The following is a 10,432-nucleotide window of genomic DNA, read 5'->3' on the forward strand; positions in this document are numbered from 1 at the left end:
GCAGCGGGACTGCCTGAATTCATACGTGTACTGACTTCTTTCCGGGCGCGGATACGCTGGAACGGTGAATTTTCCTGAGCGGGCGCGGGGTGGGCGGTCGTCGTCCGCAGCGGTGCTCCTGGCCGAGCTGGTGCGCGAGATCGGGGGGACCCTCGCCGCATGTGATGTGCTCGAGGACCCGGTGGTGCGCCGGGTGGTGGAGGACCACCGCGAGGCCGGCCCGGGGGACCTCTTCGTCGCGCTGCAGGGCGGTCGCGGTCACGGGGTTCAGCACGCCGCGGCGGCGGTCGGAGCCGGTGCGGTCGCGGTGCTCACCGACGGCCGTGGGGCGCAGATCCTGGGGCGCTCGCTGGAGGTGCCGGTGGTCGTCGTCGACGATCCGCGCGCCGTGCTGGGCCCGGTGGCGGCCCGGCTGCAGGGCCACCCCGCCGCGGATCTGACGATGCTGGGGATCACGGGCACCAACGGGAAGACCACCACCGCCTATCTCCTCGAGGCGGCCCTGGTCCGCCTGGGCCGCCGTCCCGGACTGCTGAGCTCCCCGGAGACCGTGGTGGGCGACCGGCGCCGGCGCAGCGCGGTCACCACCCCCGCCGCCCCGCGGCTGCAGGAGCTGCTGGCGCAGATGCGTGACGCGGGCAACGACTCCTGCGTCATGGAGGTCAGCAGCCACGCCCTGGACCAGCACCGGGTGGACGGCATCCACTACAGCGTGGTTGCCTTCACCAACCTCACCCACGAGCACCTGGACTACCACGGGGACATGGCGTCCTACTTCGCCGCCAAGGCGCGTCTCTTCACCCCCGAGTTCGCGTCCCGGGCGGTGGTGGTGGTCGACGACGACGCCGGCCGCCGTCTCCGCGACATGGCCGGCCGCCGCGGGGTGCCCGTGGTGAGCCTGGCCAACGATCCCGGGGTGGACGCGCAGTGGCACATCATGGGGGAGTGGGGTGAGGACGCGTTCCTCCTCCAGGGCCCGGCCGGCAGTCTGTCGCTGCGGACGCCGCTGCCCGGCGAGCACAACCGGACCGACACCGCGGTGGCCGCGCTGATGCTGCTCGAGCTCGGGATGACGCCGTCCGAGGTGACTGCCGCTCTCGACGGGCCGGTGCGCGTTCCCGGCAGGATGGAGCACGTGGACCTCGGGCCTGGGTGGCCGACCGTCGTCGTCGACTTCGCCCACACCCCGGATGCGCTCGCGTCCTCCGCCGCCGCGATGCGGGCGCGCACGCGCGGGCGGCTCGTGGTCACCGCGAGCTCCGGCGGGGACTGCGACCCCTCCAAACGTGAACCCGCCGGAGCGGCGGCCGTGGAGTCCGGCGCCGACGTGGTCCTGGTGACGGACGACAACCCCCGCACGGAGGACCCGGCCGCCATCCGCGCCGCGGTGCTGCGGGGCGTCCGCCGTGCGGTGGCGGCGCGGCGGTCCGCCGGTCTGTCCGTGCCCGAGGTCGTCGAGCTGCCCACCCGGCGGGAGGCCATCCGGTTCGCCCTCGAGACGGCCGGACCAGATGGCACGGTGGTGCTCAACGGCAGGGGGCACGAGGAGTGGATGGAGATCGGCCCGCGGGGGAGCCGGGTGCCGTTCGTCGACCGAGACGAGGTCCTCGCGGCAGCGGGCGACATCTCCCTCGCCCGGGACGAGGTCGCCGCCCGATCCTGACGCCTGCCGGTACGGCCCTGCCCTGGTCGCACCGCCGCCCGCGCTCGCGGCGCTGGCTAGAGTGCGGGGATGGGAATGGCAATCGTGGGTGTCCTGGTGATCGTCCTGATGGTGGCGGTCACCGGCCTGTCGAAAAAGCTCGGTGTCGCCGCGCCGCTGCTCCTGGTGGTGGTGGGGCTGACGCTGTCCTACGCCCCTGGGGTGCCGGACATCGAGGTGCCCCACGAGTGGATCCTCACCGGAGTGCTTCCCCCGCTGCTGTACGCGGCCGCGATCAAGGTCCCGGTCATTGACTTCCGCCGCAACCTCGGAGCCATCACCAGCCTGTCCGTGGTCCTGGTGCTGGTGTCCGCCCTGATCACGGGGCTGGTGCTCTACGCCCTGCTCCCGGACCTGAACCTGGCCGCGGCCATCGCCCTGGGGGCCGTGGTCAGCCCGCCGGACGCGGTGGCGGCCACCTCGATCGGCAAGCGGCTGGGCCTGCCGCCGCGGCTGGTGACCGTGCTCGAGGGCGAGGGGCTGGTCAACGACGCCACCGCCCTCGTGCTGCTGCGCAGTGCCCTGGCCGTGGCGGCAGGGACGATGTCTGGAGTGTGGAGCGGGGTTGCCGACTTCGGCTACGCCGTGGTCGTCGCCGTGGCCGTGGGCCTGCTCGTCGGCGTGGTCACCGTCGCCGTGCGCGCCAGGATCGACGACCCCGTGCTGGACACGGCCCTGTCCTTCGTCGTGCCGTTCCTGGCCTTCATCCCCGCGGAGGAGCTCGGGGCCTCCGGGGTGCTGGCCGTGGTGGTGGCCGGACTGTGCACCGGTCACCGCGGCGTGGCCGTGCTGGGTGCCCAGGCCAGGATCGGCGACGACGTGAACTGGCGCACCGTGCAGTTCCTGCTCGAGAGCGCGGTGTTCCTGCTCATGGGCCTGGAGCTGCACGACCTGGTGGACGACATCGACCAGGACCTGCTGAGCATTCCCCACACGGCGCTGATCGGCCTGCTGGTCACGGCGGTGCTCATCGTGATCCGCGTCGCCTGGGTCTTTCCGCTGGTGTTCCTCCTACGCCGGCGCGCCGGCCGCGCCGAGCGCCGGATCATGCGCCTGTGGCTGCGCCTGGAGCAGGTGCGCGAGCGCCCCGCCGACCCCCGGCAGCAGCGCCGGAGTCGCCTGCTCCGCCGCCTCTACGCCCAGCGGCGGGCCGACCTGGAGCAGGAACGCCGCGAAGGACTGGGCTGGCGGGGTGCCGTGGTCCTGGGCTGGTCCGGCATGCGCGGGGTGGTGACCCTGGCGGCGGCCCAGTCCCTGCCCGCCTCCGTGCCCTACCGGGAGCAGCTCGTGCTCATCGCCTTCACCGTGGCGGTCGCCACCCTGCTGCTGCAGGGCGGCACGCTGCCCGCCCTCATCCGGGTGCTGGGCATCCGCGGTGTGGACACCACCGCGGATCTGCGGGAGTCCGCGGCTCTCTTCGACGAGATCGCCGACGCCGGGCTGCGGGTCCTCGACGCGCCGGGTGCGGTCCTGGGCGACGGCGCGGCCGCGGACCCCGACGTCGTCGAGCGCGTCCGCCAGGACACCTTCCTGCGCAGCGAGTCCGCCTGGGAGCGGGCCCACGTCCGCGAGGAGAAGGACGCCCCCACCCCGCACCACCAGTACCGGCAGCTGCGCCTGGCCGTGGTCCGCTCGGAGCGCGAGGCCCTGCTCGCCGCCCGACGGGAGGGGAAGTACCCCTCGAGGATCCTGGCCGACGCCCAGCGCGTCCTGGACGTCGAGGAGGCGAGGCTGCGTCCGCACACCTCGGAACACTAGCTGGGATGTCCGGGGAGGTGTCCCGCCTCGGCGCGCCCAGCATCTCGCCGCGACCGCGGATCTCCGTCGTCGTCGCCCCCTCCTGCCACGCGTGACGCGGTGGCCTGCTGTGCGGGTCTAGGCGACGAAGATGCAGAACGGGTGCCCGGCGGGATCGGCGAACACGTACAGGGGTTCGTCCGGGTCGTCCGAGCGATCGAGCAGCTGCTCGGCGCCCAGCTCGAGGGCACGTTCTCGCTGGAGCTCGAGCGCTTCCGCGTCCGGGACGGTCAGGTCAAGGTGCAACTGCTGCGCGACGCCCGAAGCGTCGGGCCACGTCACCCGGGGGAGGACGGGGACAGCCTGGAACGACAGCTGCCGTGCACCGTCAGCGTTCGTGAGGACCAGCCAGTCGTGGTCGTCCGTGGCACCGTCCGCCGGCGGCTCGTCCCCGGGCCGGTACTGCAGGCCCAGCAGCTTCCGGTAGAACTCCGCCAGCCCCCGGACGTCCGTCGCGTCCAGCACGGTGGTCTGCAAGTGCGGGTAAGCGGTCATCCGTCATCCCTTTCGCTCGTTCCTACCTCCCACGGTAGGCAACGGGCTGCCGGAGCGACATCCCACTGCGGGCGGCGAAGGCACGGGAAGCTGGCAGGTGCGGGACACGCCCCTGTTACTCAGCTCACGGAGGCTGGGACCGGGCAGGTGTCTCCGCCGGTCCACGCAGCGTCCCGGAAGGAACTCCACGATGACCGTGACCCTCAGCATCCTCACCGCCTCCACTCCCACCGGGGCGGTGGAGTGGGCCCGCCTGTTCTCCTACCAGCTGCCCTCCGGCCACGACCCGGGCCTCGAGGCCGTGCTGGAGTCCATGACCGAGGGCCGGCGCCTCCCCGGGCACACCTACGTGTGGGCGGACTACCGGGTCCCGGTCGAGCTGGTCCCGGCCTGCCTGCTGGACACCGAGCACGACGCGGAGATCAGCCACGGACGGATCACCGGGTTCCACGGGGTGGATCTCGTGTCCGTGGTGGCCGACCACGAGGTGGGCCGAGCGGTGCTGGTCGAACCAGCGAATCCCGGTGCGGCCGACGGGACCCTGATCCCCGCCGCCTGAGCGGGCCGATGGCGGCCCCGACGCGCTAGCATTTGCGATGGTCACCTACCCCGGGGTGGCGCCCCCCGCCGTCGGAAGAGCCCTGCCGTGGACCCCCTCGCAGCCCACCCCTCACCGGTCCCGTGGCAGTTCCACGAGCTGTCCCTGCGCGGGCGGGTGGTGGTGAGCCAGCTGCCGCAGGCCGTCACCACGTTCCTGCTCTTCCTGGTCCTGGCGGTCGTCCAGGCACCCCTGCTGGCCGACCCCCTGGTGCGGTGGGCCGGCGGACTGACTCTCGCCCTGACGCTGGCGTGCGCCCTGGTTCCCTGGGACCGGCTGCCCTACCGGTCCTACCTGGTGATCCCGGTGATGGACTTCGTGCCGATCGGCCTCCTGTTCGAGGGCCTGTTCCCGCAGGTGCTCGGCGTGCCGTTCCTGGCGGCCCTGCCCGTGCTCTGGCTGGTCGCCTCGGCGCAGCTTCCCCGGGCGGCCGCCCCGCTGGGGGCGCTGCTGACCGTGGCGATGCTGTGGGTGCCGCTGCTGCTGCGACCCGGGCCGGTCACCCTCACGGCCCTGGGCAATCCTCTGCTGATCCCGTTGATGATGCTGGCCATCGGCACCATGGCCCAGATCCTGACCAACAGCACCGAAGCCAAGGATGCACAGCTGCGCCACCTGCTGGCTGCCGGCGCCCGCCGGGAGCGACTGCTCAGCACCGTGCTGGACTCGGTGGACGTCGGGGTCCTGGCTCTGGACGAGGCCGGCCGACCGCTGCTCACCAACAACGGGCACCTGCACGCCCACGCCCAGCAGCGCCTGGCGCGCACGTCGTCGTCCTCGGCGCTCCCCGTGCTGTACGACGGGGCGGGCGCCCCCTTGTCCTCCACGGCCCGGCCGATCGCCCGCGCGGTGGCCGGCGAGTCCTTCTCCGCGGACCTGGTGCGGGTGGGGGAGCCGCCCGCTCAGCAGGTGCTGTCCGTGACCGCCCGCGTCATGCGCGACGAGCACGGGCGGGCCGAGGGATCCGTGCTGTCCTTCAGCGACGTCACCGAGCTCGTGGACGCCCTGCAGGCCAAGGACGAGTTCGTGGCCGGCATCTCCCACGAGCTGCGCACCCCGCTGACATCCATCCGCGGGTACACCGAGCTGCTGGCCATGGACGACCGGCTGCCCGCCTCCGCGCAGACCGGTCTGGAGGTGATCGAGCGCAACGCCGACCAGCTGCTGAGTCTGGTCGACGACCTCCTGAACTCCCACCGGGACGCCGCCGATCTGCACGTCGTCCCCGCGGATCTCGTGGCGCTGCTCGAACAGTCCGCCGAGGCGGCCCAGCCCCACGCCGATCGGGCCGGGATCACCGTGAAGGCCTGGGCGCCGGACACCCTGGTGGTCGACTGCGACCTCGTGCGCATGCGCCAGGTGCTGGACAACCTCATCTCCAACGCCATCAAGTACTCGCCCGCCAACAGCACCGTGTTCGTGCTGGGGATCCAGTCGACCGACGCCGTCCAAGTGCAGGTGATCGACCACGGCCACGGCATGTCCTCGGAGGACGTCCGCCGGGTGTTCGAGAAGTTCTACCGCGGCGCCACCGCCCGGATGAGCACCACCCCCGGGCTGGGCATCGGGCTCGCCCTGAGCAAGGCCATCATCGAGCAGCACCGCGGCACCCTGACCTGCCACAGCACCCTGGGCGAGGGCACCGTGTTCACCCTGACTCTGCCGAAGACCTCACCGCAGGACGTGGCTCCGGCCGCCGTGAGCGGAGGACGCGGCGCCGAGCGCAGCGCCGCCGCCGGAACGTGAGCTCCGGACCCGGCTGAGACCCTGCGCGAAGAAAGGCCCCGCTGGTGTTCCGGCGGGACCTTTCTCGGGACTGACCGGTGGATCAGTGCTTGTTGTCGACGTACTGGACCTTGTACCAGGTGTTGTGCTTCTTGTACTGGCAGACCTTGTACCAGTGCTTCACGTCGTGCTTCTCGACGTACTTGGCGTGCTTGTGCGCCCAGTCGTACTTGACGTGGCACTTGTCGGCGGCGTACTTCGCGGCCCAGTTGTGGTGGCTGTGCTTGTAGTGCTCCACGGCGTGCCACTTCTTGTACTGGTGGTCGTACTTCCAGTGGCTGACCTGGATGTACTCGTCATGCTTCTCGTACTTCTTGTTGGCCCTCTGGTCAGCGAACGGCAGACTGGCCGCGGCGCTGACGGATGTGGCTTCCGAAACGTCTGCCGATGCCGAAGCCGGTGCAACGACCGCTCCGGTCATGAGCGCCCCGACCATCATGGCGGCGGCGATCCTCCCGCGCAGATTTTTCATTTTCCCCCCCAATGAGTGGACACTGTCGAGACTACGCCGCTGGTCAGAGGCCATTTCGGAGTTGCGGTCAAGATCAAGCACCAGGTGCGTCACGAGTCGAAAATACCGAGACGTATGCGGTTCGATTGATGTCGTACCCCATGGGAGCCGGCCTGTCTCCCCCTGCCGACCGCTGCGTTCTCCTCGTTCTCGATGCACGGAGAAGAGGTGCTCATGCGACGCACCGTGATGGGGACGGGAGTGCGTCGGAGTCTGCGTCCCGGGCCGCTCCGCGTCCACGACGTGATTGCGCTGCCAGGCCCTGGGCGGCCGGCTGTGGGCGCCCGGGTGCAGACTTTCGTCCCTGGGGTTCTGGCCCCGCGGTGCCTACGGTGGGGTAGCCGCTCGTTCGTCGTCGATCTCCCGAGGTGTGCCATGTCCCGCTCTGCCACCGGCTCCCGCGCCTACTTCGGCGGGCCGCCCTGGTGGGTCGTGGTCGCCGTGCCGGTGGGTCTCGTCCTTGCGCTGTTCGTTCTCGAAGGCGTCGGCGTGCCGACGGCCCCGGCGGTGCTGGGGCTGTTCGCCGCGCTCTACGCCGTCTTCAGCGTGGTAGCCGGTGTGCGGCGCGGCTGGCGGGAAGCGCTGCGCACCGTCACCCTGCCCGGCATGGCTGGAGTGGTGGCCGGGGCGGCGGTGATGGGCTCGGGCGTGACGGTCACGGGCGTGCAGGCGCCGTGGGCCGACGACACCTATCTGACAGGGCTGCTGGCGATGGCCGCAGTGATGTACGGGCTGCAGTTCCTGCTGTCCCGTCGTCGTGGGAGGGCGCCGTCCGTGCAGGCCGGCCGCCGAGGTGGTCCGGCCTGACGGATGACGTCAGTGCGCGCCTTCCTTGGCGACCACGGCCTTGACGGTGCGCAGCAGGATCACGAAGTCCTGGACCGGGGACCAGTTCTCCACGTAGTAGAGGTCCAGGCGCACGGCCTGCTCCCAGTCCAGGTCGTCCCGGCCCGAGACCTGCCACAGGCCGGTGATGCCGGGCTTGACCCGCAGCCGGCGGTGGACGTGCTCCTCGTACTGGGCGACCTCCGAGGGCAGCGGCGGGCGCGGGCCCACCAGCGACATCTCGCCCTTGAGGACGTTGAGGAACTGCGGGAGCTCGTCGAGGCTGTACTTGCGCATCCACCGCCCCGGGGTGGTGACCCGGGGGTCGTTGGCCATGAAGAACAGCACTCCGCCCTTGGCGTCGTTGGCGGCCATGAGCTCGGCCTTGCGCTCCTCGGCGTCGGAGTACATGGAGCGGAACTTCAGCATCCTGAAGGTCGTCCCGTCCAGGCCGGTGCGCTCCTGGGCGAAGAGCACGGGCCCGCCGTCGTGGGCCTTGACGATCGCGGCGAGCACGAGCATCACGGGGGACAGGGCCACCAGCGCGGTGAGCGCCCCGATGACGTCGACCGAGCGCTTGAGCATCCGCCGGGACCGGCTCAGCCGCGGGGTGGAGACGTGGATCAGTGGCAGGCCGGCCATCTGCTGGGTGTGGATGCGCGGGCCGGCGATGTCGGTGAGCCCGGTGTCCAGGACCAGGCGGATGCGCTCGTCGGCCAGGTACCAGGACAGGTGCCGGACCTCCTCCGAACTCAGCGGCGCGGACGCGGCCATCACCAGGGTCTCGATGCGGTGGGCCCGGCACGCGGCCACGATCCCCTCCACGCTGGGCGCCTCCCCGGCCGGCAGCATGTTCTGGGGCATCGGCACCCGGGCCAGGTGGTGCGGCAGGACCCGGGACGACGACGGCGCGTAGACCGCCACCGGATCGAAGCCCGCGGCCGGGTTCTGCTGCAGGGACTTGAGCATCTCCACGACCCCCGGCACGCGCCCGACCACCAGGGTCCGGGACATCGCCTCGCCGGCCAGCCGGCGGCGGGTCAGGCCCCGCCGCACCGCGCCACGGCCCGCCAGCAGCAGGAGCGCGCCGAGTGGCAGGGCCATGACGATGTAGCTGCGGGCCATCGGGACGTCGAGCACGTAGGACAGGATGGCCAGGGACCCGAAGAACACCAGGGTGGCGCTGACCACCTGCCGGCTCTCCTCGACCCCGTAACCGATCAGGCGCACGTCGCGGGCGCCCCGCAGCTCCAGCCAGGCCCACCAGGCCGTCCCGAGGACGATGCCCACCAGCCAGTACGGCACAGGCACTCCGCCGAACGGCAGCGATCCCTCTTCCAGGCCGAAACGCATCAGCTGTGTCAGCACGATCGTGGCGGCCAGGGCCACCGCGTCCACGCGGCGCAGGCTCCGGATGTGGGCCTCCCGCCAGGCGGCGGGTCGTACGGTCATGTTCTTCTTGAGCACGTTGGTCACTCCCCCCGAGTGTGCGGGGGCCGGAACACTCCCTTCGCCCCCCGGCGTGGTTCCGGCCCCCATCGATGACTTTACAACTGCACATCGATGAAAACACAGGGTGCACAACGGGTGACAAGGGCGCCGGCGGACCCTTGGATCGTGATGCCCACCGGGTGGGGGACATGCGCAGCGGACGCGGTCGGTGACGCCGGCCCCTCGGGGGAGGCCGGGCGTCGTCGTGCGCGGAAGGTGTCGGCCCTGGTCCTACCGCGCGGTATCAACGATCGACGGAGCTCTGTGACCGGTCGTGCTAGCCTTGTCCGGTTGCCAAGGCGAGGGGATCCTTGTGGATCCCGTGATCGACGACGGCTGGTTGAACGTTCCCGTCCCCACTTGTGCGGTGGCGCCCTTCGGGGCGCGTCGCACGGCGTTCGAAACGCGGGGGAGGGTCTGCGGCCGGTATCGCCTGGCCATTCAGACGACAGACCCGACTTCGAGGAGTTCCCATGGCTGACACCATCCGCATCCCGGCCACCACGCGCAGCGACTTCGGCAAGGGCTACGCCCGCCGCATCCGCAACAACGACCAGATCCCCGCGGTCGTCTACGGCCACGGCGCCGAGCCGCAGCACGTGATCATCCCCGGCCACGAGACCATGCTCGCCGTGCGCCACTCCAACGCCGTGCTCGAGCTCGACGTCGAGGGCAGCACTCAGCTGGTCATGGTCAAGGACATCCAGCGCCACGCCACCCGCCCGGAGATCCTGCACATCGACCTGCTCGCCGTGCGCCGCGGCGAGCGCGTCGAGGTCGAGATCCCCGTCCACGTCATCGGCGAGGTCGACCCGACCGCCGTGCACAACGTCGAGGAGAACACCCTCACCGTCGAGGCCGACGCCCTGAACGTGCCCGACTCAGTCACCATCAACCTCGACGGCCATGGCGTGGGCGACCACGTCTACGCCGCCGACGTGCGCCTGCCCGAGGGCGTGACCATGGTCTCCGACGCGGAGCTGCTGGTCATCAACGTCTCCGAGCCCCAGGCCCAGGACCTCGGTGACACCGAGGGCGAGACCGAAGCCCCCACGGGCGACGTGGTCCCCGAGAACGAGGCCTGAGCCGCACCGCTCATCCGATCCACGTGATCCGCGAAGTGGGGGGGGGGCGGCCCCCCCCCCCCCCCCACCCCCCCCCCCCCACCCCCCCCCCCCCCCGTATCACCAGGGATGGCGGCCCCCAAGGACGCACCCAGGCGGGGGGT

9 protein-coding genes are annotated in these 10,432 nt (G+C 71.3%); 6 read left to right on the forward strand and 3 right to left on the reverse strand.

Annotated elements, in window-relative coordinates; genetic code table 11:
* Positions 1 to 64 precede the first annotated feature (64 nt).
* Entirely contained in the window at positions 65 to 1,663 is a 1,599-nt protein-coding gene (locus tag ACP7CD_RS13800) for a Mur ligase family protein (protein ID WP_426120433.1), read from the forward strand.
* Positions 1,664 to 1,738: 75 nt separating this feature from the next.
* The gene (locus ACP7CD_RS13805) at positions 1,739 to 3,460 is read left to right on the forward strand and encodes a cation:proton antiporter (protein WP_426120434.1); all 1,722 of its coding nucleotides are present in this window, start codon (positions 1,739 to 1,741) and stop codon (positions 3,458 to 3,460) included.
* Positions 3,461 to 3,577: 117 nt separating this feature from the next.
* Here ACP7CD_RS13805 and ACP7CD_RS13810 read toward each other — a convergent pair whose 3' ends face one another.
* Entirely contained in the window at positions 3,578 to 3,994 is a 417-nt protein-coding gene (locus tag ACP7CD_RS13810) for a VOC family protein (protein WP_426120435.1), read from the reverse strand.
* Between the two features lie 190 nt (positions 3,995 to 4,184).
* Here ACP7CD_RS13810 and ACP7CD_RS13815 point away from each other — a divergent pair, with 190 nt between their 5' ends.
* Entirely contained in the window at positions 4,185 to 4,553 is a 369-nt protein-coding gene (locus ACP7CD_RS13815) for a hypothetical protein (RefSeq protein WP_426120436.1), read from the forward strand.
* An 87-nt stretch (positions 4,554 to 4,640) separates the two neighbouring features.
* Entirely contained in the window at positions 4,641 to 6,338 is a 1,698-nt protein-coding gene (locus ACP7CD_RS13820) for a sensor histidine kinase (protein ID WP_426120437.1), read from the forward strand.
* An 82-nt stretch (positions 6,339 to 6,420) separates the two neighbouring features.
* Here ACP7CD_RS13820 and ACP7CD_RS13825 read toward each other — a convergent pair whose 3' ends face one another.
* Positions 6,421 to 6,849: a hypothetical protein gene (locus tag ACP7CD_RS13825; RefSeq protein WP_426120438.1), complete on the reverse strand. Its 429-nt coding sequence runs from the start codon at positions 6,847 to 6,849 to the stop codon at positions 6,421 to 6,423.
* Positions 6,850 to 7,263: 414 nt separating this feature from the next.
* On the opposite strand from ACP7CD_RS13825, the gene ACP7CD_RS13830 reads away from it, so the two are divergent.
* The gene (locus ACP7CD_RS13830; protein ID WP_426120439.1) at positions 7,264 to 7,695 is read left to right on the forward strand and encodes a hypothetical protein; all 432 of its coding nucleotides are present in this window, start codon (positions 7,264 to 7,266) and stop codon (positions 7,693 to 7,695) included.
* A gap of 9 nt (positions 7,696 to 7,704) precedes the next feature.
* On the opposite strand, the gene ACP7CD_RS13835 is transcribed toward ACP7CD_RS13830, so the two are convergent.
* Positions 7,705 to 9,165, reverse strand: coding sequence for a sugar transferase (locus tag ACP7CD_RS13835; RefSeq protein ID WP_426120440.1), 1,461 nt, complete (start codon positions 9,163 to 9,165; stop codon positions 7,705 to 7,707).
* A 512-nt stretch (positions 9,166 to 9,677) separates the two neighbouring features.
* Here ACP7CD_RS13835 and ACP7CD_RS13840 point away from each other — a divergent pair.
* Positions 9,678 to 10,289, forward strand: a complete 612-nt coding sequence (locus tag ACP7CD_RS13840; protein WP_368797063.1) for a 50S ribosomal protein L25/general stress protein Ctc — start codon at positions 9,678 to 9,680, stop codon at positions 10,287 to 10,289.
* Positions 10,290 to 10,432 lie beyond the last annotated feature (143 nt).

Origin of the sequence: Kocuria sp. LHG3120 (assembly GCF_049897445.1) — a bacterium.
Classification (GTDB): domain Bacteria; phylum Actinomycetota; class Actinomycetes; order Actinomycetales; family Micrococcaceae; genus Kocuria; species Kocuria rosea.

Bases quoted from the DNA above. Each gene is read 5' to 3' on its own strand.
- ACP7CD_RS13825 (WP_426120438.1), bottom strand. From the start codon at position 6,849: ATGAAAAATCTGCGCGGGAGGATCGCCGCCGCCATGATGGTCGGGGCG.
- ACP7CD_RS13835 (WP_426120440.1), bottom strand. From the start codon at position 9,165: ATGACCGTACGACCCGCCGCCTGGCGGGAGGCCCACATCCGGAGCCTG.
- ACP7CD_RS13805 (WP_426120434.1), top strand. From the start codon at position 1,739: ATGGCAATCGTGGGTGTCCTGGTGATCGTCCTGATGGTGGCGGTCACC.
- ACP7CD_RS13810 (WP_426120435.1), bottom strand. From the start codon at position 3,994: ATGACCGCTTACCCGCACTTGCAGACCACCGTGCTGGACGCGACGGAC.
- ACP7CD_RS13815 (WP_426120436.1), top strand. From the start codon at position 4,185: ATGACCGTGACCCTCAGCATCCTCACCGCCTCCACTCCCACCGGGGCG.
- ACP7CD_RS13830 (WP_426120439.1), top strand. From the start codon at position 7,264: ATGTCCCGCTCTGCCACCGGCTCCCGCGCCTACTTCGGCGGGCCGCCC.
- ACP7CD_RS13840 (WP_368797063.1), top strand. From the start codon at position 9,678: ATGGCTGACACCATCCGCATCCCGGCCACCACGCGCAGCGACTTCGGC.